We start from the raw sequence: 26,657 nt of genomic DNA, 5'->3' as shown, positions 1-26,657 counted from the left end.
ATTATGTTAAAATAATGTTAAAATAACACTTTTTTAAAACCCTCATTAGCACTATCTCGTAAGCATTATGTCTTTCCCAAGAGACTAACCACAACCTATTCGTTTAATTTAAAACTTACCAAATGAAAAACAAAACTACCTTTATTGCTATTCTCTTAGCAATTTTTACAACTTCATTATCTTTTTCACAGGTCGTCACTAGTGGCGCAGATGATGGTACAGACGGAACTTTACGAAACGAAATTGCAGATACTCCCGCTGGTGGTACAATAACCTTTGTAGGTGTATCTACAGTTACATTGAATAGCGAATTATTAATTGACAAAGATCTAACCATTGATGGTACATCAGTCACAACAGTGACAATTGACGCCAATAATAATGGTCGAGCATTTAATATAACTGCAGGCAATGTTACTTTTAATGATTTAACAATTACCAATGGTTTAGCAGATGATGGTGGTGGAATTTATATGACCAATGCAACCGTAACCATTAATAATTCAGTAATAACAAACAATGTTGCTAATGGAACAGGTTCTCCCGCTGGATCTGGTGGTGGAATTTTTAATGACATAGGTGGTGTTCTAACGGTTAACGATTCAGAAATTACCAACAATACAGCCAATAGAGCTGGTGGTGGAATCGAAGACAATTCAGGTGCTGGTTTAGCTATCACACTTAATAACGTCAATTTAGATAACAATAATGCTGGTGCTTCACCGGCAATTGCTGCTCCAGGAAATGGTGGTGGATTACATATTACTGGAGCAGGTGATGCCAATATTACAGGAGGAACCGCTAATGGAAACATCGCTGGCAAAGAAGGTGGTGGTTTATGGAATGGATCTGGAACAATGACAATTACAGGTACAATAATTACTAGTAATTCTGCCATTGGTGATGCTACAGGTGGAGGAGGCCTTTTTAATAATGGAGGAATAATCGATGTGGACGCTACAACAATTTTATCTGGAAATATAGCAATGGGAGCGACACCAGGAGGACGTGGTGGAGCCATTTTCAATAATACAGGTGGTACATTGAATTTAGCATCTGGACTAACGATCTCAGGAAACTATGGAAGTAGAGCTGGTGGTGCAATAGAGGATGCTTCAGGTGGAACATTAGTTTTATCAGGTGTAACACTTAGAGATAATGCAGCAGGTGTTGATATAGGATTAGGAAATCCTATTATGCCAAATCCAGGAAACGGAGGTGCATTGCACTTATCTGGTACAACCAATGCTACATTAACCAATGTAACTGCAGATGACAATTTTGCTGCCTCAGAAGGTGGTGGACTATGGAACAATTTAGGAACCATGAATGTTATTAGCGGTAGTGTGAGTGACAATATAGCGTCTGGTGATGCGGCCGATAATGGTGGTGGTGGAATCTTCAATAATGGTGGAACCTTATTTGTAGGAAGTGGCGCAACAGTTTTAAATAATATTGCCAATGGAGCTTCAGGTTCAGGTGGTGGGATTTTTAGTACTGATGGTGATGTCACAATAGATTCATCATGGGTAGCTTATAATACATCCAACAGAGCTGGTGGTGGTATTGAATTAGTAGAAGGTACTTTAACTCTTAATAATACAACTCTAGATTTTAACGAAACAGGTTCAGCGCCAGGAAATGGTGGTGGACTTCATATCACAGGCTCTGCCAATTCAAACATCACAGGCGGTACGGTAAATAGTAATATAGCATCTAGAGAAGGTGGTGGATTATGGAATGGTTCTGGAACAATGACTGTTGACGGAACAACTATAGATGGAAATGATGCACAAGGTGCCGGAGCTGACGATGGTGGTGGTGGTATCTTTAACAATGGTGGTGCTCTTGTGGTGCTTCCAACAACTACAATTACAAACAATACAGCATCCGGAGCTTTAGGTTCTGGAGGAGGAATTTTCTCTTTATCCCCTGGAACATTGAGTATTGATGGCCTTACAATAGAAAATAATACAGCCAATAGAGCTGGTGGTGGAATTGAAATTGCTAGCAGTGGTGGAGAAACTTATACATTTAATGGCGTAAACTTAAACGCAAACACAGTTAACGGACCAGCACCAGGAAATGGTGGTGGGTTGCATATCTCAGGAATGGGAGACGTAGTTTACAACGGAGGAGCTGTTACAAACAATACTGCCTTTGAAGGTGGTGGACTTTGGAACAGTGTAGGTTCTATGACTATTACAGGAACAACAATCACAGGTAACATTGCGAATGGTGATGCCACTGGAGGTGGAGGATTATTCAATAATGGTGGTACACTTAATGTAGATGCAACAACAACCTTAACAGGAAATATAGCAATGGCAGCCACTCCAGGTGGACGTGGTGGAGCCATTTTCAATAATACTGGTGGTACATTAAATGTAGCATCTGGATCAATAATCTCAGGAAATTACGCAAGTAGAGCTGGTGGTGCAATTGAAGATGCTTCTAATGGTACATTAACTTTAGATAACGTAACGCTTTCAGGAAATTCTGCAGGTGTAGATATCGGATTAGGTGCTATGGCAAATCCAGGAAATGGTGGTGGAATTCACTTATCTGGAACTACAAATGCTAATATATTAAATAGTAATATCGATTCTAATGAAGCTGCTCAAGAAGGTGGTGGATTATGGAATAATCTAGGAACAATGACTGTTAGTGGTTCTACAATCAACGCAAACATTGCTTATGGTAATGATGCCACAGATGGTGGTGGAGGTCTTTTTAATAATGGAGGAACTCTAATTGTCAACCAATTGACTACAGTGTCTAATAATCAAGCTAACGGAACTTCTGGTTCTGGTGGTGGAATCTTCAGTACAGATGGAACAGTAACTATTGATGCCGCATTAATAACTGGAAATGAAGCGACACGAGCTGGTGGTGGAATTGAAGTCATTGACGGAACACTTTTAGTTACAAATACAACTTTGAATAATAACGATGCTGGTAGTTTTGCTCCTGCGCCAGGAAATGGAGGTGGACTTCATATTACTGGTGCTGCTAATTCAACTTTTACAGGAGGTACTGTTAATGGAAACATTGCTTCACGTGAAGGTGGTGGTCTATGGAATGGTACTGGCTTAATGACAGTTAATGGTACAACTATTGACGGAAATACAGCAAGTGGTGCATCAGCAGATGATGGTGGTGGAGGAATCTTCAACAATGGAGGTGACATGCTGGTTCAAAACAGTACTGTAATCAGTAATAATATAGCTGACGGATCATCTGGTTCTGGTGGCGGAATTCTAACTATTGGTGGAACAGTAACGGTAAACGGTTCTACTATTACAATGAACCAAGCGAATAGAGCTGGTGGTGGAATTGAACATGCAGGTGGAACACTAAACCTTGTAAATACAACTTTAGATATAAATAATGCTGGAGTCACTCCTGCAGTAGCTGCACCAGGTTCTGGTGGAGGGTTACATGTATCTGGAGCTGCAACAACAAATATTACAGGAGGTACAACAAATGGAAACATCGCTGCTAATGAAGGTGGTGGATTATGGAATGGTTCTGGAGTAATGACTATAGTAGATCACACAGTCGATGGAAATACAGCATCTGGAAATGATGCTATGACTCCAGGCGCTGCTGGTGGTGGCGGAATTTATAATGAAGGTGGTACACTAGATTTATCAGGTTCTACAGCTATTACAAATAACGTTGCAGACGGAGCACAATCTACTGGTGGTGGAATTTTAAATGCAGCTGGTACTTTAATGGCAAACGGCATTTCTATTATGAATAATACATCTAATAGAGCTGGTGGTGGAATTGAAGCTAATAACAGTGGACCAGTAATACTTACTAATGTAAGTTTAAACTCAAATGAAACAGGAGTTGTTACAGGAGCTGGTGCGCCAGGAAATGGTGGTGGACTACACATAAGTGGAGACAGTGCTGTAACAATTACTGGTGGAACTGTTGAAGGTAACACTGCTGCCTCAGAAGGTGGTGGGTTATGGAATGGTTTAGGTTTAATGACCGTAGATGCTGTTAATATTGAAAATAATACGGCTAATGGTGATGCTGCTGATAATGGAGGTGGTGGAATCTTCAATAATGGAGGTTCGGTTACTGTGCAAAATGGAACACTGATCACTAGTAACCTTGCTGCAGGAACTGCTGGTTCTGGTGGTGGAATTCAAAATGTTGACGGTGGAACTATATCGGTTTTAAACGCTTCAGTAAGTGGTAACCAAGCCAATAGAGCTGGTGGCGGAATTGAAGATAATTCTTCAATTGCAAGTGGAACAATTATATTAACAAATGCTACTTTAGATAACAATTCAGTTGGTACTGCACCAGGAAATGGTGGTGGACTTCATATTACTGGACCAGGTAATGCTACAATTACTGGCGGAACAGTTAATGGAAATATAGCTGCTTCTGAAGGTGGTGGATTATGGAATGGTTCTGGTACAATGACTGTAGATGGTACAACAATAGATAATAATACTGCTAATGGTGATGCTGCTGATAATGGTGGTGGAGGAATCTTCAACAATGGAGGAACACTAATTGTTCAGAATGGAGCAATCATTAGCAATAACGATACTGGTGGATCTGCAGGTTCTGGTGGAGGCATTCAGAATGTTGATGGCGGTTCTGTATCAGTTTCAGATTCATCTATTACAGGAAACGTTTCTAATAGAGCAGGTGGTGGAATTGAAGATAATTCTACTGTTGCCGTTGGAACAATCACGCTACTTAATGTGATGTTGAATAACAATTCAACAGGTTCTGCAGCAGGAAATGGTGGTGGATTACACATGACAGGCCCAGGAAATTCAACAATAACAGGAGGAACAGTTAATGGTAATACTGCATCTTTAGAAGGTGGTGGGTTATGGAATGGCTCTGGTATGATGACTGTTGATGGTACAACTATCGATGGAAATACTGCAAGTGGAGCTGCTGCCAACGAAGGTGGTGGAGGAATCTTCAACGCTGGAGGAACGCTGATTGTTCAAAACAATACAGTTATAAGTAATAATGTTGCCGACGGAGCTGCTGGTTCTGGCGGTGGTATCTTAAATGATATGGGAACATTGACTGTAACAGATTCACAATTAAATGACAACACATCTGTTAGAGCAGGTGGAGGAATTGAAGATAATTCTGCTATGGGAGGTTTATTAACCTTAACCAATGTTACGCTTTCAACAAATAGTACAGGTGCAGCACCAGGAAATGGTGGTGGACTTCATATCACTGGACCTGGTGATTCAAATATTACAGGTGGTCTAGTTATAGGAAATGACGCTGCTAGAGAAGGTGGTGGACTTTGGAATGGTTCTGGAATTATGACTTTAGATGGAGTTACAATTGATGGAAATTCTGCCACAGGTGATATGGCTGATGATGGTGGAGCAGGAATCTTCAATAATGGAGGAACATTAAATATAACTAACGGAACTGTTGTATCAAACAATGTGGCTTCTGGTGTATCTGCTTCTGGTGGTGGCTTGTTAAGTACAGCTGGAGATGTTACCATAACAGATTCAACTTTTGAAACCAACGCAGCGAATAGAGCTGGAGGTGCAATTGAGTTAATTGATGGTAATTTAATATTCTCAAATTCTATTATGATGAACAATAATGTTGATGGTATGGCTGGTGTTGCAAATCCTGGAAATGGTGGTGGATTCCACGTAACAGGAATGTCTGGAACTATTGATATTTCAACCAGTACAATTACAGGTAATACTGCAGCCAATGAAGGTGGTGGACTTTGGAATCAAAACGGTACTACGATGACTGTAACTATGTCGACTATTGACAATAATACTGCTGGAGAAGGTGGTGGAATCTATAATAATAGTGGTGCGATAACTACGGTAATGACAAGTACAATTTCAGGTAATGCTGCATCAGTTTCTGGTGGTGGAGCAACCAATAATGGTGCTAGTCTCGATTTTAATGCAGTAACAATTGCAATGAATACATCTGCTGGAAATGGCGGTGGTATTGATGCCGTTAACAATGTATCTTTAAAAAATACCATTGTAGCCTTAAACACTGCAGCTTCTGGTATGGATGTTTCAGGAACATTAACCTCTAATGATTATAATTTGATTGGTATGGATGATTTAAACGTATTCACACCACAAACAAATGATATTGAAGGTGCAGACCCAGTAGTTGGTCCATTACAAGATAATGGTGGTACAACGTTAACTCATCAATTATTGGATGGTTCTCCTGCGTTTGATGCTGGTGATCCTAGTGATGCCTTTGTAGATCAGATTGGTCAAGCTGTATTTGGTGCTGCTAGAGATATTGGAGCATACGAATCGCAAGTAGCACTGTCTATTGAGGATTTCAATGAAGTCTCAGTTTTGAATATTTATCCTAACCCAACAAAAGGACAATTCAACATTGTAATTGATGACGCTGTAACTGGTGAGGTTAAGGTTCAGATTGTATCTATGACAGGTAAGATGGTGAAACAACTATCTATCGGAAATGGAACAAATCAAATGGATATAAGTGGAATGGCTTCAGGTATTTATGTTGTTAACATTAATACAGAACGAGGAAGCTCTACTCATAAATTGATTTTAGATTAATAGTATATTAACCGCTTGCTAATACTGAAAAAGACCATCGAGAGATGGTCTTTTTTTATGAATCTAAACCATAAGCAAATAAAAAAGCACAAGAAATTAAACTTGTGCTTTTTGCTATTAACCATAAGGGAATACGATTTATGGTAGATTAACTATAAGTAATTAGGGTTTATCAGTTGAATCTAAATTTCAATCTTGGTGCAAACATAAATGCTTTATATACAATAAAAATTGATGTATGATAATAAAAACTAAATACTAGAAATTTCTTTGCGGATTCTACTCAAGCTTTCTGTAGTTATTCCTAAGTATGAGGCAATATGGTAATTTTTAACCTTCCGTTCTATATCTGAATAAGTGTGTATAAAGTTTAAATACCGTTCTTTTGCTGACAACGAAAAATCAGCAATTATTCTTTTTTGAAAGTACGCATAAGAACTTTCGAGCTTTCGTCTTATATAGGTGTCAAATTTTGGGGAATTCTCATGAAGATACTCACGGTCAGAATTAGATAATTTACAAAGTACAGCTTGCTCAAGAACTTCTAAGGTCATTATTGCTTGTGAAGATGTAAAAAATGCCGTAAAATCAGTAATCCACCAATCTTTGATACCAAATTGCAAGGTGTGTTCTTTCCCTTTATTATCGATGTAAAATGTTCTAAGGCAACCAGTTTCGATGTGGAAAAGATCATTAACAATATCTCCGGGTTTAAAGATGATTTCCCCTTTATTGTATTCAACACGACTCATCACAGAAGCAATAAGCTCTAACTCAACTTTGGAGAGCTCTACGTCTTTAAATATCCTTTGTATATGGCTAAGAGAACCAGACATTTTTTTATTTAATTAATGAAAAATTACAAAAATTCTAATAAAAAAAACCACTTCGTTAGCTCAAAGTGGTTTTAGTCTTAGAATTACAATCTTTATTCAATCTTTTTAGCAACAGTCTCTGCGCCACCTTGGTAAAGAGTAAAACTCTCAACTTTTCCAGAATCTTCTTTATTGAATTTTACTTTGAGAGGCGTTACTTTAGCAAAGAATGTCGTTTCGTCTTCAGCAAAAATTTCAAACTTACCTTGCCCAGTCGCTTGTCCAAAAATTTGGTGGCCATCTACGGTGACTTCAACATTAAAATTAGGTGCTATTTCATAGGTTCCAGCATATTGTTTTAATACGTCGTTGGATAAAGTGATTTCTTTTCTGGCTTCAGGCATAGGTTTATCAACTTCTTTACCTACATTTTCGGAATCTGTAATAAAGATGGCCTGTCGCTTTCCATCTGCTAATGTTGAGAATTTGTATTCAATATTTCCTTCTTCAAACATAAAGCGATTTTCAGAAAGCGGGAAAATTTCAAAAACAGTATTGGTTTCTGATTCACGCATACTGTTTAGTTTTCCATCTTTCATAAAAATATGTCTAATGGCTCCATCTTCAAATTCATAAGCACCGACCCATTGTTTCATTTTTTCTTCAGAAAGTGAAATAACATCCTTCATGGTTGGGAATGGTTTGCCGATAGCTGCTGCTGCAAGGCTTCTTGTAACTGCTCCGATATCATTACAGCTACAGTTGCTGAGTCCGATAACGTAAACATCTTCATCAATTAAGTAAATACCATTGGTTGAAGTCCCAAAAATACCACCACTATGGGTATAGCCTTTTGAGCCTTTTAAGTTCATTTCTCCCAAGCCATAACCATACGGAATATGTTCTCCGTTATTAAGTTCTGAGCCTTTAATCGCTTTATTGAAAGTTGCTTCTTTGATTAGCGTATTATTCTTTAGAGCATTTTGCCATTTTAGCATATCATCTACAGTTGAGGTTAAGGAACCTGCAGCGTGTGGTAAGGTCATGCTAATATAGTTTGCGTTCACATAACCATTAGCATCTTGTTCGTAACCGTCAACTCGATTTTTAACTATTTCTCTATTGTTACCAAAACTAGAACTTGTCATTCCAAGTTGTTTGAAGATTTTGTTCTCTATAAAGTTCTCATAGGTGTCACCAGACAAAACCTCAATGATTTTTCCAAGGAGGACATAACCCGAATTATTATAAGCAAATGCTTCACCAGGATCGAAATCCATAGGCTCATTTTTAAAGTAGTCAATTAATTCGTCCAAGGTTTTATCGTTACGAGCTACTTTGGCTAAATCTCCCATACCTGTATAACTTTTTATTCCAGAGGTGTGATTAAGCAAATGATGGACAGTTATAGTTTTACCATGTGTGGGATAATCTGGAATAAATTTAGTGATAGGATCATCTAAACTCAATTTTCCCTGCTCTTCTAGCATTAAAATTGCTACAGCCGTAAACTGTTTAGTGATAGATGCCAGCATAAATACATTCTCAGGAACCATATCTACGTCTAATTCCAAATTGGCCTTACCTACGGCTTTCCTATAAATAGGTTTACCGTCTTTGGCAATTAAAATTGTAGCACCTGGTATATCATCTTGATAGTATTTTGAGACAATATCATCAAATTGTGTGGTTAGGTCTTGGGCTTGTGTGGTTGTAAAAAGAAAACAAAGGGCAAGAGTTAAGAAAGAGAATTTTGGATTCATAATGTTATAAGATTGATTGTTTTAAGTGTGACGACTTATTTGCCAATAAGTTACAAAAAAACCACTTAGAGTTTTCTAAGTGGTTTAGATATATGTAGGATGCTGAATACATCAGCGCGTCAGCTACTTAATCATATCATAACTACGTTTAATAAAGTTTGTTAGCTCTTCACCCTTAAGTAGGCCTTGCGATAAACGTGCTAAGTCTAAACTTTGATTAATTAAACGCTCCTGTTTTTTGCGTGTTTTGGTATTCAAGATTTCGTTCACTAAATCGTGATTGGTGTTGACTACCAGATTGTACATCTCTGGCATGTTGCCCATACCAAACATTCCACCTCCAGTTTGTTGCATCTCTTTCATACGACGCATAAACTCTGGTTGCGTAATCATAAATGGTGAGGCAGAACTATCCATAGCTTCTAATTGTACTATAAACTTTTCTGATGGTACAACGTCTTTCAATAACTCATCTAACTTCGTTTTTTCCTCATCAGATAATTTAGAAATTGTTGTATCATCTTTCTTAATAAGGTTATCGATATGGTCTGCATCTACACGAGCAAATGATATATTTTCTTTAGATGTTTCCAGCTTTTGCATTAAATGACTCACAATTGGTGAATCTAATAACAATACCTCGTAACCTTTGTCCTTGGCCGCCTGGATGTAACTGTGTTGCTCATCTTTATTAGATGCGTACAGAATCACCATTTTATCATCCTTATCAGTTTGCTTTGCTTTAATGGCATTGGTTAATTCTTCAAAAGTGTAATACTTGCCATCAACCGTTGGGTATAGAGCGAATGCATCTGCTTTTTCAAAGAACTTCTCTTCAGACAACATTCCGTATTCAATAACGATTTTAATGTCGTCCCATTTCTTTTCAAAATCCTCACGGTTATTGTTGAATAACGACTTCAACTTATCAGCAACCTTACGTGTAATGTAAGATGAAATCTTCTTTACGTTTCCATCAGCTTGTAAGTAAGAACGCGAAACATTCAACGGAATATCTGGCGAATCAATCACACCTCTTAGCATGGTTAAGAATTCTGGTACAATACCTTCAACGTTGTCAGTAACAAATACTTGATTTTGGTACAATTGAATCTTATCCTTTTGAATGTTGAGGTCATTCGTCATCTTAGGGAAATACAGAATTCCCGTTAAGTTGAATGGATAATCTACATTCAAATGAATGTTGAACAACGGCTCTTCAAATTGCATTGGGTAAAGTTCTCTATAGAACTTTTTATAATCCTCGTCTTCTAAATCTGCAGGTTGCTTTGTCCAAGCCGGATCAGGATTGTTGATAATGTCATCAACCGTAATCTGCTTATGTGGCTCAGTAGTTTCCTTGCCATCTTTATCCTTCGTTGTTTTTGGAGTAAAATCCGGATCGTTGATTTCCTTAGTTCCGAATTTAATCGGAATAGGCATAAACTTATTGTACTTAGTTAAAAGTTCACGGATTCTAGCTTCCTCTAGGAACTCCTGTTCATCTTCAGAAATATGAAGAATAATTTCTGTACCTCTTTCTTTTTTGTCTGCTTCTACTAAGGTAAATTCAGGCGAACCATCACAGGTCCAATGTGCTGCAGGTTCATCTTTGTAAGATTTAGTGATAATTTCAACTTTATCAGCTACCATAAAAGCAGAGTAGAACCCAAGACCAAAGTGACCAATGATTCCTGCGTCTTTACCAGCATCTTTGTACTTATCTAAAAACTCTTCAGCACCAGAGAAAGCAACTTGGTTGATGTACTTTTCAACCTCTTCAGCTGTCATACCTATACCTTGATCTATGATGTGAAGTTTTTTGCCTTCCTTGTCAATTTTCACCTCAATGATTGGGTTGCCATATTCTACTTTGGCTTCGCCAATACTTGTTAGATGCTTTAACTTTAGAGTTGCGTCTGTCGCATTACTAATCAGCTCACGTAAAAAGATTTCGTGATCTGAGTATAAAAACTTCTTAATTAACGGAAAGATGTTCTCTACCGATACATTAATGTTTCCTTTTGCCATGATAAAAATTTATTTTTAGTCTTTCCCATAAAAATGGGAATCTGTTTACATTGTGTTTTAATTTCATTTAACCAATAGTCAAATAAAATACCAACTCTACAATTGTGACAAGATGGCAGAATGAATTCAGCTCTTTTAGTAACTCTTTAATAGCATTAGTTCTGATTGTTGTATATTGAATACTACTAACCAAATTATAGTATTATGACAAAAAAAATATTACTTAGTTTAATTGTTGCCCTTTGTTTTGGGTTTACAACAGAAGAAGAACCAACTTATGACCAATTTGGTTTTATAGGTGAAGTAAAAATGTTTGCTGGAAATTTTGCGCCAAGAGGATGGGCTTTGTGTGAAGGTCAAATGCTCTCTATCAGTCAGCATTCCGCCTTATTCAGTATTTTAGGAACCACGTATGGAGGCGATGGTAGAACCACATTTGCGTTACCAGATTTAAGAGGAAGAGTTCCTGTTGGTCCGGGAACAGGACCAGGATTATCATCTTATCGAATGGGTCAAACTGGTGGAACAGAAACCAATGTCGTAACTGTAGGCAACATTCCCGCTATGAGTTACGGGATTCCTGCCTATGAGGCAAGTGAATTAAAAGGAGGAGCCATTGAAAAAGGTGCAAAGGCTATTTTAACAACCGGAAGTGAGGCTAATAGTACGTTTACAAATACTATTAATGGCCTTGGGCAGTCTTCAAATAATTTGCAACCTTATTTAGGAATGCACTATATTATATGCCTTACTGGTACTTTTCCTTCGAGAAGTTAAAGAAACATTATCGACTAAAAAAAAAAAGCTGATTTATAATAATCAGCTTTTTTTATGACCTAAGATTTATTCAGAAAGACAGAATTATTTCACTTTTGAGACTGTCTAAATAAAAACCACTAGTTCTTTATGGTCTCTTCATTCTCAATTTTTTCTTCTTTCTTTTCTTTGTTTTTAACATGCTTGTCTAGCCATTGGTCTTGTTCCCAAAGCATGTGCATTATGGATTCCTTGGCTCTGTAGCCATGACTTTCTTTAGGAAGCATTACTAATCTTACAGGTGCTCCTAAACCTTTAAGCGCATTAAAATAACGCTCACTTTGCAATGGATACGTACCGGAATTATTATCTGCAACACCATGGATTAATAGTAAAGGTGTTTTCATTTTGTCAGCATGCATAAATGGTGACATGGTATAATAGGTTTCTGGCGAATCCCAATAGCTGCGCTCTTCACTTTGAAAACCAAATGGCGTTAATGTTCTGTTGTAAGCACCACTTCTGGCGATTCCGGCAGCAAACAAATTGGAATGCGATAATAAATTAGCCGTCATAAATGCGCCATAACTGTGACCGCCAACAGCTACTCGGTCTCTGTCAATATAACCTAATTTGTCAACAGCATCTATGGCCGCTTTTGCGTTAGCCACAAGTTGTTCTCTAAAGGTATCGTTAGGTTCATCCTCGCCTTCGCCAACAATTGGGAAAGCCGCATCATCTAAAACAACATAGCCTTTAGTCACCCAATAAATAGGCGAGCCCCAATATGGATAAACAAATTCATTAGGGTTAGCCGTACTTTGCCCAGCACTGGCTTTATCTTTGTATTCACGAGGGTAAGCCCAAAGAATCATTGGGTATTTTTTACCTTCTTCATAATCTAACGGAAGATATAATGTACCATCCAAATCTAAACCATCATCTCGCTTGTAATTGATAACGCGTTTATCGACATCCTCTAAACTTTTAAAAGGGTTTTCAAAATCCGTTATTGGTGTTAAGCTGTTCTTTTTAATATTTCTAATGTAATAATTCGGGTATTCGGTTTGGGATTCAATTCGAACTAAAATATCACCTGTTTTCATGTCAATGGCAGAATTCAAGCTTTCAAGCTTATCTGTATATTCCGATTGATACAAACGTTTGGTTTCTCCAGTTTTTATATTGTATTCATCAATAAAAGGAAATTGACCTTCCTTACTATAACCAGGTCCCATTAAATAAAGGCTATTTCCATTTTTGGTTAATGTATAACGACCAAATTCATTTTTTGAACTCACAAAATTTCCAGGATTGCTATACACATCTTGGTAATTTCTGTCCACAATAATTTTTGCTTCATTTGATTTTGAAGGGTTAAACAGATATTGCTTTGTGTTTCTGGTATTCCACCAGTAATCATAAGCTATCGCTGTGTTATCATCTCCCCAAGAAATACCTGAGAAACGTTGTTTTGTTTTTAGCAATAGCTTTGGGTCACCTGTGAATGGTGCTTTTTGTTGATAGACGGCATCTCTGTACTCTACATCAACTTCTGGGTCACCTTTGTCCAAAGCTTCAGCCCAAACCAATGTTGCAGGTTGGTCTGCGCGCCAGTTTAAACTTCGTTTTCCTATTCGTGTTGCCATAAAACCTTTGGGGCGGACTTCATCTAAAGGTACGGTGTTCACGGTTTTTACCACATTACCTTTGTTGTCGTAAATGGTCTGCTCGTAAGGAAATCTCGTATAAGTTACTAAATATGAGAACGGTCTGTCTATAGTGGTCACCATGACATAGTTACCGTCTGGTGAAAAACTTATACCACGATACATATCTGCTGGTAAGAAATCTTCAACATCTCCATTTATTGACACTTTTTTGATTGTAGAGCGTGCGAGTTGTTCAAAATTCTTTTCGTCATTAGGTGTTTTTAATAAATCCTGATAGGTTCTGTTCTGCGCTTTTGCTCCATCACTTACGGAAACTGTTGGTCCTGTTGGTACAGCAATAGCTGTGTCTATCAATGGTTTTCTGTCGCTTGGTAACATTTTCACCAAAAGATGCTCATTGTCCTTAAACCAGTTAATAGTGCTGCCCATATTGGCATTTACATTGGCATCTGTAAGCTTGGTGACTTTGGCGTCCTTGATGTTTAACACCCAAACTTCAACACCTTTAGAGGTGGTATTTAAACAGGCTATCATAGTTTCGTCTGGTGACCAACTAAAGCCTGAAAGCCTTGCGTTTTCAGGTAAGCCCATAACCTGTTTGGCCTCTTTGTCCGTGGTTTTCTTAACTTTTAAATTGGTGTAGTAATTGGTTCGGCTTCCAATATTGGTGACGGGATTGATACGCAAACCAGCCAGTCGCATTTCAGTTTCAGATAGTTCTGCTATGGATTTGTACTGATTGCGGTAGAGTAGCACCATGTGCTCTCCTTTACTGTCAATTTGTACTCCTGGCGCCAACTCTACGTCTGCCAGTTCTAAAATTTCTTCTGATGGTTGTTGGTACGTTAAGCTCTGTTGCGCATAGCCATTTAATAAAAATAATAATGCGAATAATTTGATGAATGATTTCATGTTTTAAGAAAATTGATTAGCGCCTTGAAGATAAGGAAAAATGAAACCAGCAAATGTGATAGAGATGTTAAATTTATAGACTAATATTCTGAAAATTAGCTAAACAATTAAAGTAGTAAATTTGTGCTATATTTATCTATCTAATAAGATTTTCAATGTACAATTCAAAAATAATAGGCCTAGGAAAGTATGTTCCTGATAATGTGGTAACTAATAACGATCTGTCTAAAATGATGGACACCAATGACGAGTGGATTACAGAACGCACAGGTATAAAGGAACGTCGTTGGGTAAAGGAAGGTGATGGAGATACCACAGCGACCATGGGAGTAAAGGCTGCAAAAATTGCCATAGAACGTGCTGGTATCGATAAGGACGATATTGATTTTATCATCTTCGCCACGTTGAGCCCAGATATGTATTTCCCTGGTCCTGGTGTGCAAGTACAACATGCCTTGGATATTAAAACCGTTGGCGCATTGGATGTACGTAACCAATGCTCTGGTTTTGTGTATGCCATTTCCGTAGCTGATAATTTTATAAAAACAGGCATGTATAAAAACGTGTTGGTGATTGGTAGTGAGCTGCATTCCCATGGATTGGATAAAACCACTCGCGGACGCGGAGTTTCCGTGATTTTTGGAGATGGAGCAGGAGCAGCGGTGTTAACGCGAGAGCAAGACACCTCAAAAGGTATATTGTCCACACATCTGCACAGCCAAGGAGAGCATGCCGAAGAATTGGTGGTTAAAGCACCTGGTATGGGTACACGTTGGGTCACCGATATTATTGAGGATGATAATAAAGATGACGAAAGCTATTTCCCATACATGAACGGCCAGTTTGTATTTAAAAATGCCGTAGTACGTTTTAGTGAGGTGATTATGGAAGGCTTAATGCAAAATAATCTCAAAAAGGAAGATATTGATATGCTGATTCCGCACCAAGCGAATTTGCGTATTGCCCAATTTATACAGAAAAAATTCCAGCTATCGGATGACCAGGTTTATAACAACATTATGCGTTATGGTAATACGACTGCAGCATCTATACCTATTGCACTGACCGAAGCTTGGGAAGAGGACAAAATAAAAGAAGGAGATACTGTTGTTTTGGCGGCTTTTGGTAGTGGCTTTACATGGGGAAGTGTGATTATAAATTGGTAACTTCTTAAACCGTTTATTCAGTTACCATTATTCAATTAACTCTAATTTTTTGCTATTTTTAAAGTATCTTGTTATCAACGAGTTGTGAGTAAGTTGAAATAGATGAGTAAAATATTTTTGAGTCATAATAGTAAAGACAAACCATTCGTCAGAAAATTAGCATCTGATTTGATGAGCTATGGTCATACTGTATGGATAGACGAAGCTGAAATAAATATTGGTGATTCTCTTATTGGAAAAATTCGTGAAGGACTAGACTCTGTTGACTTTGTTGCTGTAGTACTTTCTAAAGCCTCAATTGACAGTACTTGGGTGCAAAAAGAAATTGAAATTGCTTCCAACAGAGAGATAGATGAAAAAAGAGTAGTTGTCTTACCGCTTATAATTGAAGATGTAGAACTTCCTGGGTTTTTAAAAGGAAAGTTTTACGGAGACTTCTCGAATGAAGAGGAATATGATAAAAAACTAAATTTACTTTTAAGAAGTCTTCCCGATAGTAAAAAAATAATTCCAGAAAATAAGGATGAACTGAATAAACTAAAAGCTGAACTTGAAGAAGCAAGAAAAATAGCAGAGCAATTCAAACAAGACAAAGAACAAATTGAGAAATTCTCATTACAAGCTAAAAGCGATGATTTAAGGAAAGATATTGAGAAAGAAAATACTGACCATCCAGAATATGCACCAATAAACAATGTCTACGCTTTCAGAATGGGTGATGTTTCGATTACTCTAGGATATTTACTTTGGGTTATAGCTAAAATTCAAAGAAAAGGTGCCCATCCTCTCGGGTTACTTCTTGAAATGAATGGAAAATGGGATTTAGCAAACAGAATGTTGGAAGCTTATTCCGAAATGTTAGAATCTGAAAATTAAAAAACTACTCACAACAATGAACTAAGCTAAATTCCAAACCTTTTTGTTAAATTTATGGTTGTTGCAGAGTGATACTCGCTTACCATTTCGTAACGAAAACATAGCCGAGGCGGTTGTGCGCAAGCTGAAATCTAACTAACATTAACAATAGAATTATGAAAAAACTTATTGCTCTGCTGGTTTTGATCCTATCGAGCGGATTTGTATCAGGACAAGATAAGAATGAAATTTCCGTCAATTTCAATCACATTGCTTTATCAGTCAAAGACTCTGACGAATCTGCCGAATTTTATAAAAATGTGCTCAATCTAAACGAAATTACAAATAGAACAATAATTGAAGGAATCAGATGGTTGTCGCTCGGAGAAGGAAAAGAATTGCATCTGATTTCCATTCTTAAAGATGAAATAAAGACGAATAAGGCAGTACACTTGGCTTTGACTACATCTGACTTTGATTTATTAATTGCTAAACTGAAATCTATGAAAGTTGAATATAGTGACTGGCCCGGAAATGTGAATAAAATAAATGTTAGAGCTGACGGAATTAAGCAGGTCTTTTTTCAAGATCCAAATGGATATTGGATTGAAGTAAACAGCGTTGCAGAAAGTAACGATTAAAAGCCTAAGCATAACAATCTATAAATATAATTGCGGTTTAGTGCTTAATCAAATATCGTTGCGTGTTTCTACATATAAATTTCCTTCGGAAATTCCTCGTAAGCAAACCCGCGACCACTCATAGCCAAAACCATTAACAACAATAGAAACCTATGAATACATTTAAATTTTTAATATGTCTTTTAATTTTTACTTCGTGTAAAGAAGGTAAAAAGGAAGTGCTACATGATGAGACACCATCATCAACCCAAGAAATTGCTTTTGTAACAGATAGAGACGGAAACTCTGAAATCTATATAATGGATATAAATGGAGAGAATCTGCGAAATATTACAAAAAATGACTCTCTAGATTTTAGTCCTTCTTGGTCTAGAGATGGACAACGCCTTTATTTCTATTCAAAAAGAGATGGCAATGCAGAGATATATACTGTTAAATCCGACGGAACTGATCTAACACGGTTAACAAATCATATAGCATCTGATGTGCTTCCTAGGATTTCACCCGATGGAGAGACTATTGTATTTATGAGTGATAGGGATTCTCTCTCTAGAAATATTTATCTGATGCACAAAGACGGCTCTAATATCAGACAATTAACAAAAAATACATCTTACGAAGAAAGTCCTAGTTGGTCTATGGATGGTGAAGAAATTATTTTTACAAGACAGTTGCGTGATTCTTTGGATACGTCTCACGCTGCTAATGGAGAAATATTTATAATGAACTCAGACGGCAGTAATGAGAGAAGACTTACCAACAAAGTGGGATATGATTCTGGAGCAAAATTTTCGCCCAATGGAAAACAAATCGCTTTTTATGGTCTCAATGATAATAATTGGGATTTGTTCATAATGAATGCAGATGGAACAAATTTGTACAATCTCACCAATGATAGTATTGAGTGCTATTCGCCAGATTGGTCAGCAGACGGAGAATGGCTTGTTTATACAGCGGGAAGTAAAGGAAATTACAATATTTGGAAAATTAACATCAATACAAAAGAACGGATTCAACTAACGAACACTGATAGCAGAAATGAAAGTCCTGTTTGGAAAAAATAGTAATATGCTAACCTAATACAGGATATAAAATCCTAGCTGATTTCTCATAGTAAGCTTCAAAAACGTGCTAACACCAACCATTAAATATTAAACTCCAATAAAAATGAAAGTTACACCCGAAAAAAATGAACAAGTTGCCAATATGGTATTTGCTTCCATTTATCCACTATATTTAAATCGACTGGAAAAAAATGGCAGAACAAAAGAAGAACTCAACCAAGTTATAGAATGGTTAACAGGTTACGACGAAGAAAAATTGCAAAGCCTTATTGATGAGAAAGTAACTTTTGGAACATTTTTTCAAAAAGCGAAAATACATCCTAACGCTCACTTAATTAAAGGAGTGGTTTGTGGTTACCGTATTGAAGAAATAGAAGATGAATTTGAAATCTATAAACAATGCAGACGTATGGAAAAGCTGATTGATGAATTGGCAAGAGGCCGTAAAATGGAAAAAATATTACGAGAAGAAAAAAAATAAAACTAGTGTTAGAGTCAACAAAAAAAAGCCCAAACACAATGTCTGGGCTTTTTCAGCTATTAACCAACTTTAACTAACACTAAATTATAAAACAATTAGTTCTATAACCATTATTACTTAAAACTTATCTCACCTATTAGACGTAATACTTTCGGTTTTATTTCATGCCTTATTATATTTAACGCCTTTTTAACAAAAACCCTGATGAACTTTTCAGTTATCAGGGTTTTCTTATTTAATAGCTAAACATTAACACTAACCATCAACTATTTATGTAAACTATTAAATATAAGCTATGTTCTCTACTATATAGACACTAAGACCATACACACTGTGACAGTTTTGTGCCAATTTTGACAGTTTTTAACATTTTTTATATAAATCCGCCTCCAGATTTTTCATTGTTGTCTCTTTGTTTACGAGACTTTGCTCTGTATTTGCTGCCACCAAATCGGTAGGATAAACCAACGAAGATGGTTTTAAATTCAGGCATAAACTCAACCTCTTGTCTAAATGGTCGTTCGCTAGTAATGAATATTTCTTGTGTGTCAAAAACATTATTAAAGTTTAGACTAAAGGTTGCTCTATTCTCTTCAAGAAAACTGTAACGCATTCCTAAATTGACGAAGTACATTGGGTCCATTTCAAAATTTAAGCCTGTGTCTGGTCCTCTGTACATGGCAAAAGCAGAAAGGGATAGACTTTTGGTTACTTTAAAATTGTTAAAGACTCTAAAGTTGTATATCATATTGGTTACTTCAACATTATTGATCTCTATATCGCTTTCTGTAGGATTTACTATTGTTGGGTCTAAAGATTCTGCAAAACCGGTTTGCTTACGTGTATATAAATCAAAACTTGCATTAAGACTCCACCATTTTGTTGGTCTATAACTACTGGATAGTTCAAATCCGTAGGCAGAAGTATTATCAAAATTATCGTTGGTTAATATCACTCTACCAGAACCTAAATCCGAACGATCTACAAATACACCTTGGTTAATTTCATCTTCAATAAGTCTATAGAATACACCAGCTGTGATGCTACCTTTTTCAAGATTTCTTGTATAGTTAACCTCGAGAGAGTTGGTAAACTGTGGTTCTAATTCAGGATTACCAAACTGGGATATTAATGGCGTGTTAAACTCTGGAATAGGATTTACCTGCCCAACACCTGGACGATCTACACGTCTGCTATAACTCATCTGATAAGAATTTTTGTCTGATGGGTTATAAGTTACAAATGCTGAAGGGTACACCTGAAAATAATCGTTTTCAAAAGGAAAATCCGTTGACGTATTATTGGTTAAATCGGTATCAATAGCTAAAGCATCTACTTGTACACTTTCTGCCCTTACACCAACTTGATACGACCATTTTTCTATTTTATTGCCATAGGTTGCATAAGCTGAGTAGATGTTTCTTTCGTAATCGAAAGCTGTTGAGGTTGGTATATAATCACCAAACTCATTTCTTACTCTGGCATCAGAGTTATATGTAATGGCATTATCGAATAATCTTGCTTGTACACCCAGTTCTAATTTCGATGTTTCAGATAAAGGATTTACGTAATCTAAGTTTATCGTTGTTCTATTACGGTCAACATCCGTGAATTCATCAAAATTTGGTCTAGATCCAGAACCCGCAAAACGGTTAAGTGTTTCTAGTTCATTGTCAAAGATATTATGATCTACCTCGAGCTCAATGTGATGGCCTTCATCGTCAAAATCTAACTTATAGTTAACATTGTATTGTTGACTATTGTTTTCATTCTCATTCAAAAACCTTTGACTTAGATTATTAGATGGGTTGTTTTCAAAACGTGTTACCGTTTCGCCTAAGGTTCCACCATCAAAAACATTTTGATTGGTAAATACCGAAAATGTGTTCTTGTCATTGATATAAAAATCGACTCCAACTTTAAATAAATGCGAATTACGTTCATCTAAAAAATTGAAAGTTTGAGATATATCATTATCGGTTTGTACTAATAGACCAGTATTTCTATTGTCTGAAATATTATTGCCATAACTACCGTAAAAGTTAAGCTTTCCATTTCTATAGTTCATGTCAATAGAACTGTTGAATTTTGGCTCTAACTGATAACTAAGCCCAACATTAGCGTTTCCATTGAAGCCAATATTCACGTTTTTATGCAAAATGATATTAATAATACCACTCATGCCTTCTGGATTATATTTTGCTGATGGGTTAGTAATTAGTTCAATTTGCTTAATAGAAGTAGAAGGGATTTGCTTTAATAATTGAGCCGCAGGAATATTCGATAATTTTCCATCGACCATTACCTGTACGTTTTGGTTACCTCTTAAGGCAATATCACCAGTTTGTTGGTCAACATTCACTGACGGAATATTGTTCATTATATCCGAAGCGGTTGGGCCAGAAGTGGTTAAATCCTTACCGACATTAACCACTTTTCGATCAATTTTTTGTTGAATCGTAGAGGTTTCGGCAACAACGGTAACTTCGTCTAAACTTTCGGCATCTTCCTCTAGCATAATGTTACCCATTTCTATATCGTAGTTGTCTTTTCCAATGGTTTCTTGCTTTGAAATGGTCTCATAACCAATGAAGGTGATTTCAATAATAATAGTGCCTTCCGGAATTTTCTTTATTTCAAAAGTACCATCGCTATCTGTAATGCTACCTGTAATAATTTTACCTGAAGCGTCTTTAACAATAACGTTTACATAGGGTAAAGGTTGGTTGAGTTGAGCGTCTAATACACGTCCTGAAATAGAGCCGTCTTTAATTTCTGAATTTGAATTGGGTTGCGAATGTGCTGAAAAAGAAAAAATTATAGCACATAAGAGCAATAAATGTCTCATTTTTTGATTGATTTTTTTAGATTGATTGATGAATTATTAATGACTAGACGACTATATTTACATCATGTTACCATTTTTAACACAACTTAACTTTTCTTTAACATTATGAGCAAACACACACTTGTATTAGGAGCTTCATTGAATCCGGCACGTTATTCTAACCTTGCTATTAATAGAATTAAAAGCCGTGGACATGAGGTAAAAGCATTTGGATTAAAAGCAGGAGAAGTCAACGGTGTACAAATAGATACTGAACTGATGCCTTACAAGGATATAGATACTGTTACCTTATATCTCAACCCAAAGCGTCAGTCGATGTATTATGATTATGTGGTTGGTTTAAACCCTAAGCGTGTTATTTTCAATCCAGGTACAGAAAATCCTGAATTTTATAATTTACTCAAGCAGAATAATATAAATTATGAAGTGGCTTGTACCTTGGTATTGTTAGGAACAGGACAGTATTAGGCGATTATTTTAAAAACGAAATTCTATCGTTGACTAAAGTCCCTAAACTAATACCTTGATCTAATCCAATTTCTACAGCGGCTTTGTAATGAATGCTGCCATACAAACGGCTCACAGCGGCTTCTTGGGCAGCTAACCTAAAGGACCTAAAGCTACGCATTGGCAGACCATAAGGCAATTCGGTAGTGTCATTAAAAGCAAAGTTATCACCAAAAATGTCTGTTAACACTTCAGAAGAAGCGCCAGAAACCACAGAATGACCACTAGTGTATTCTGGGAATGGTGGAGTTTGTAAAATAGGAGCCCATTCTAAATCAATATGTTTGTTGATTAGTGTCTCGGGACGTATCAGGTTGCTTCGGTATTTTTCATCCCAACAACTTATAAAAGCATCTGCTATGGCAACCGAAGTTTTTGTGTAGGCATACACTGTTTTTTCAAAGTCAGCCTGAGTATCCTTGCAGGCAATTTTGCAAATACCAATCCAGTGTGCACCAGGTGTAATTTTCTTTTCTGCGAACATAAAATGTCCTTTGTTCACCGAAACAAAAGGGTTACAATCCCAAAACCTTGCAATTTGAATTTCTTCACTATCGTCTCCCTTTTCTCTAATATCATTGGTGAGATTATAGACATCCATCAATTCATTATGAAACGCAGAACCTTCCTCCAAAGAAAATTTGGGATGTGTTGCAGGTTTAAATTGTGCTGCAGAATCTAATACAAATGGTCTTAGCTTATTCCAATGCGGTTCTATACCTTTCATGTACGCAGGTGGAGTAGGTTCCCACTGCGATGGGTCTTCGGTATAGATATTGTAATCTGGCATCGTTCGGGTTTCTGCATAATTATCTGCATTCATCCAAGCGATAATTTGCTCGGATATTTGTAAACCGTAGTTTTTAGCACTGTTGAACTCGTCTTCATTTTGAGTTTTCCAATGGTTGTATAAACTATCTCTGTAAGCTGTAATACGTTCTTTTGAAAAGACCAATTCTTTGGCCACATTCATATAAGCGATAACAGAAGCTAATTGTAAGTTCGATGCTTCGGCAGTGTTTTCAGTATCTAAATTATCCAATCCATTAAGTTGATTAGCTAAAGATTGATAGGTACTGCTATTTTGATTTAAGGTTTCGTAAGCTGCAATATTTGGATAAACATAAATTCTGCTGGCTACAGGTGGAGAGAAAATATCATGAACCATAACTTCTGTCAACTTGTCAACGGCTGCATGATAATCATCAGTAGTTATTGTAATAGGTTCTTTTTCTTTGCTACAGGAAAAACATGTGAAAAGAATACCCAGGAGAATTGAATAGTATTTTAATTTCATGACTTTATTTCTGATAAGAATACACTTTTATGTCATCATTATTGGAGACCACTATCACTAAATTTTTGTCTCTCATTGTTAGAGTTTCAATTTGCTTTACTTGACTATTGAAATGTTCCATACCGTAGTTTGAAACTGAGTTGTAACTAGAATTATCTTCCACCAAAAGTCCTTTTAAAGCGGTATAAGAACCATGATATGTATTGACTTTATATGAGTTGCCTCCAATGAGCAATTTAGAATCTTCATTCATTTCAAGTGTAGAAAAAGTATTGATTGGTGCCAATTGAAAGGCGTCTGGTAAAATGACAAATTCATTAAAATTACCGTTGTCGTTTCTCAAATAGCCAGATGCCAAAGTATGTACTTCGTATTTATCTGCCATATCAATGGAGCCTTGGGTCATAACTTCTTCAATAGTTTTGCCTGCATAACGCGAATGACTCGTATATATTTTATTAATAACGTTCATTTGTGCAGCAAGTTCGTCTTTAGAATTCAAAGGATAATATTTACCGTCTTTATTATAAGCTAACAAAGTTTCAGCTTTTCCATTTTCATCAAAATCATCATGATACATTACTAATGGACCATCAAAATTAAGGTTGAATTTTGTATTTGTTCCCCAATTTCCTAATAGGATGTCTTGATCTCCATCGTTATCAATATCAAAAGTTGTTACAGATTGCCATAGCCCATTTATGTTTTTAGGTACATCCATTAATTGAAGATTACCATTGTTGTTGATGTAAATTTTTGGAGCGTCCCATTCTGTCGCTACAAGCAAATCCTTTATGTTGTCGCCATTAATATCTTGCCATTGCGCATCGTTAGCTTTTGAGGTTAACTCAAAGTTATCACCCTTCGAAAAGTTTCCTTTACCATCATTTACTAATAGGTAAGATTTTACAGATTTCCCAAAATCCATGACATCTGCCAGATTGCCAACGAACAAGTCAGTATCGCCATCATTATCATAATCGTAGGTTTCAACTGTGGTTGTTACAAGTGTGTTATCCGGAATTTGATTTTGAGAACGTGCAAACTTCCCTTCATTATTTATATATAAGCGATCATTTTGAAGCTCCTTATTTTTAAATTCATTAACACCAGATGCCACATAAAGATCTAAATCACCATCATTATCGGCATCAAAAAAAGTAGCGTCATTATCTTCAAATGGAGCATCTTCCTCAAAGCTAATTTGTTGTGTTAATTTAAATTCAGTACCTGTGTTCAAATAGAGTTCGGCGACTTTTCCTGAAGCGTTTCCGATGAAAAGGTCTTCAAAACCATTACCGTCCACATCAGCTATAGCTACTGCAGGACCTTGCATTGAAATCTTATACGGAATCAATTTTTCTTGGGCAAAATCGTTGTAACGGTCTTCTTTATGCGTGTAATCTAACAATGATTCTTTTTTGAAGATATTGTTGTCATCAGAAACGGTTTTATAATCATAAAACGTATTGGTAGAAGCATACGTGATGTTTAAATGCTGATTGGTTTCTAAATTAGTAATAGTCTGTAATTCGTTGTTTGGCCAAATGACTTGGATTGAATCTATACTATTGGCATCGTTCAATCCAAAATGCAATTTACTTTCTATAGAAGACAGAAATCCTCTAGATTTAAACAATTGCTTCATTTGTGATTTTCCGTTGCTATATACCAACGCTTTTGTACCAATACCTTCTTTATTAGAACCTTTGTATTCAAAATCCAAAGAGATATAATTTCTTAAACTATCAGTGGTATTTTTATAAAGTCCTACAGGTTCACTGTAGTTATTGGTCACCAAATCTAAATCACCATCTAGGTCTAGATCAACATATATCGCTCCATTGGATAAATTGGGTTGTTTCGCAATCCAATCGCCAGTTTTACTTTCAAATTTCGTAGAATTACCTTTAAAAATTTCGTTGCTTACTTTACCGCTGGTCATTTCATTAATTGAATTGAATAACCATTCCAAACCTTCAGCTTCAGAGCGTCCTTTAAAAGCACTGGAAACATATTTTTTAAAATCGAGCCCATTAGGACGTCTGAGAATGCCATTTGAAATAAATAAATCCTGATGACCATCATTATTATAATCTGCAAAAAGTGGTGCCCAGCTCCAATCCGTATCCGCAACTTCATTCAACAAAGCGGTTTCCTGAAAATAGATTCCGGAACTATTAATTTGCAGCATATTTCTGGCGTATTGATCTTTATATCCCAAATTTGTAAGATGGGTTTGCATGTTAAACATGGCGTCATCACCTTCGGTCTCCTTTAAGATACGTTCTTCTTTCGGCAACATATCTAGAGTTATTAAATCTTGAAATCCATCGCCATTTATATCTGCTGCATCACTTCCCATTGAGAATCGGCTTATGGTTGTAAATGCATCGTCAATCTTTTCGGTAAAAGTGCCATCCTGATTATTGATGTAATAATAGTCATCTTCATGAAAATCGTTACAAACATAGATGTCGTCCCAACCATCGTTATTAAAATCAGCAACCGAAGCGCTTAGTCCATAACCATTAACACCACCGTAAATATTGGCTGCTTCGCTGACATCCGTAAATTTTCCGTTGTCATTTTTCAAAAATACATCACCAACTAAAGGAGCACGCTCATTACGTAATTCTGCTCTACCGTGAGAAAGCGTAGTATGCACAGCATGATTAACTATATAAACATCTAAATCGTCATCTTTATCGTAATCAAAGAAATAGGCTTGCGTAGAATAGCCTTTAAAATCGAGACCATAGTCTTTTGCCTTTTCGGAAAAGGTACCATCTCCGTTGTTTATGTATAACTCATTATGCCCTTCAAAATCCAAAAGTCCTGACACGGCACAAATATAAATGTCTAACAACTCGTCATTATTTATGTCTACCATGGTCACACCAGTTTGCCAACTTGCATTACCAGAAATATTAGCTGTTGCTGAGACGTCTTCAAAATTTAAATCACCTTTGTTAAGATACAGCTTGTTGTCTCCAGTGTTAGCAACAAAAAACAAATCGGATAACCCATCGTTATTAATATCTCCCGTAGCGACACCACTTCCATTATAATAGTAGATGTAGTTAATGATACTGTGCTGTGGGTCTTCAGAAACAAAATTTACAAAATCTAAACCAGAATCTTGCTCAGATACTTTGGTTAAAAGGTACGAGGGTTCTGTAGTTTCTTTTTCCTTGTCTTTAGTGCAAGCAAATAGAATAGCCATTACAACCAAGGCTAAGTATATCTTTTTCATAA

15 protein-coding genes are annotated in these 26,657 nt (G+C 36.5%); 8 read left to right on the top strand and 7 right to left on the bottom strand.

The genetic code is table 11. From position 1 onward, the window contains the following. The first annotated feature begins 122 nt into the window (after positions 1-122). Entirely contained in the window at positions 123-6,590 is a 6,468-nt protein-coding gene (locus tag ACQ65V_RS00985; RefSeq protein WP_430466551.1) for a T9SS type A sorting domain-containing protein, read from the top strand. A 251-nt stretch (positions 6,591-6,841) separates the two neighbouring features. Here ACQ65V_RS00985 and ACQ65V_RS00980 read toward each other — a convergent pair whose 3' ends face one another. From ACQ65V_RS00980 to htpG, 3 genes are all read right to left on the bottom strand, one after another. After that, positions 6,842-7,426, bottom strand: a complete 585-nt coding sequence (locus tag ACQ65V_RS00980) for a Crp/Fnr family transcriptional regulator (RefSeq protein WP_412560251.1) — start codon at positions 7,424-7,426, stop codon at positions 6,842-6,844. Positions 7,427-7,518: 92 nt separating this feature from the next. Further along, the gene (locus tag ACQ65V_RS00975) at positions 7,519-9,168 is read right to left on the bottom strand and encodes a serine hydrolase (protein ID WP_430466550.1); all 1,650 of its coding nucleotides are present in this window, start codon (positions 9,166-9,168) and stop codon (positions 7,519-7,521) included. Positions 9,169-9,291: 123 nt separating this feature from the next. Next, complete coding sequence (gene htpG / locus ACQ65V_RS00970) at positions 9,292-11,199, bottom strand: molecular chaperone HtpG (protein ID WP_430466549.1); 1,908 nt, start codon at positions 11,197-11,199, stop codon at positions 9,292-9,294. A 309-nt stretch (positions 11,200-11,508) separates the two neighbouring features. Here htpG and ACQ65V_RS00965 point away from each other — a divergent pair, with 309 nt between their 5' ends. Further along, positions 11,509-11,976 (top strand): phage tail protein, encoded by a 468-nt coding sequence (locus tag ACQ65V_RS00965; RefSeq protein ID WP_430468601.1) that lies wholly within the window; start codon positions 11,509-11,511, stop codon positions 11,974-11,976. Between the two features lie 119 nt (positions 11,977-12,095). Here ACQ65V_RS00965 and ACQ65V_RS00960 read toward each other — a convergent pair whose 3' ends face one another. Beyond that, positions 12,096-14,540 (bottom strand): prolyl oligopeptidase family serine peptidase, encoded by a 2,445-nt coding sequence (locus ACQ65V_RS00960; protein ID WP_430466548.1) that lies wholly within the window; start codon positions 14,538-14,540, stop codon positions 12,096-12,098. 155 nt (positions 14,541-14,695) lie between these two features. Here ACQ65V_RS00960 and ACQ65V_RS00955 point away from each other — a divergent pair, with 155 nt between their 5' ends. The 5 genes from ACQ65V_RS00955 to ACQ65V_RS00935 all read left to right on the top strand — a co-directional run bounded on the left by ACQ65V_RS00955 (position 14,696) and on the right by ACQ65V_RS00935 (position 18,747). After that, positions 14,696-15,706 carry a 3-oxoacyl-ACP synthase III family protein gene (locus ACQ65V_RS00955; protein WP_430466547.1) on the top strand — a complete coding sequence of 337 codons (1,011 nt, stop codon included), beginning with the start codon at positions 14,696-14,698 and terminating at the stop codon, positions 15,704-15,706. Positions 15,707-15,808: 102 nt separating this feature from the next. Then, on the top strand, positions 15,809-16,582 hold the full coding sequence (locus tag ACQ65V_RS00950) for a toll/interleukin-1 receptor domain-containing protein (RefSeq protein WP_430466546.1): 774 nt from the start codon (positions 15,809-15,811) through the stop codon (positions 16,580-16,582). Between the two features lie 155 nt (positions 16,583-16,737). After that, positions 16,738-17,202, top strand: coding sequence for a VOC family protein (locus tag ACQ65V_RS00945; RefSeq protein ID WP_155089320.1), 465 nt, complete (start codon positions 16,738-16,740; stop codon positions 17,200-17,202). 152 nt (positions 17,203-17,354) lie between these two features. Next, positions 17,355-18,266 carry a TolB family protein gene (locus tag ACQ65V_RS00940; protein ID WP_430466545.1) on the top strand — a complete coding sequence of 304 codons (912 nt, stop codon included), beginning with the start codon at positions 17,355-17,357 and terminating at the stop codon, positions 18,264-18,266. Between the two features lie 103 nt (positions 18,267-18,369). Beyond that, positions 18,370-18,747, top strand: coding sequence for a DUF2200 domain-containing protein (locus tag ACQ65V_RS00935; RefSeq protein ID WP_430466544.1), 378 nt, complete (start codon positions 18,370-18,372; stop codon positions 18,745-18,747). A gap of 373 nt (positions 18,748-19,120) precedes the next feature. On the opposite strand, the gene ACQ65V_RS00930 is transcribed toward ACQ65V_RS00935, so the two are convergent. After that, entirely contained in the window at positions 19,121-21,595 is a 2,475-nt protein-coding gene (locus tag ACQ65V_RS00930) for a TonB-dependent receptor domain-containing protein (RefSeq protein ID WP_430466543.1), read from the bottom strand. A 105-nt stretch (positions 21,596-21,700) separates the two neighbouring features. Between ACQ65V_RS00930 and ACQ65V_RS00925 the strand changes: the two genes are divergently transcribed. Then, positions 21,701-22,063: a CoA-binding protein gene (locus ACQ65V_RS00925; protein WP_430466542.1), complete on the top strand. Its 363-nt coding sequence runs from the start codon at positions 21,701-21,703 to the stop codon at positions 22,061-22,063. Between the two features lie 4 nt (positions 22,064-22,067). Here ACQ65V_RS00925 and ACQ65V_RS00920 read toward each other — a convergent pair whose 3' ends face one another. Continuing rightward, positions 22,068-23,399, bottom strand: a complete 1,332-nt coding sequence (locus ACQ65V_RS00920) for a vanadium-dependent haloperoxidase (protein ID WP_430466541.1) — start codon at positions 23,397-23,399, stop codon at positions 22,068-22,070. A gap of 4 nt (positions 23,400-23,403) precedes the next feature. Continuing rightward, a complete protein-coding gene (locus tag ACQ65V_RS00915) occupies positions 23,404-26,655 on the bottom strand; it encodes a VCBS repeat-containing protein (protein ID WP_430466540.1) in 3,252 nt (1,083 codons plus the stop codon). Positions 26,656-26,657 lie beyond the last annotated feature (2 nt).

This window comes from Winogradskyella ouciana (assembly GCF_965284585.1).
In the GTDB taxonomy this organism is placed as follows: Bacteria; Bacteroidota; Bacteroidia; order Flavobacteriales; family Flavobacteriaceae; genus Winogradskyella; species Winogradskyella ouciana.
Note: the sequence above shows the minus strand (reverse complement) of the source record. Positions and strands in the feature narration are given on the sequence as shown.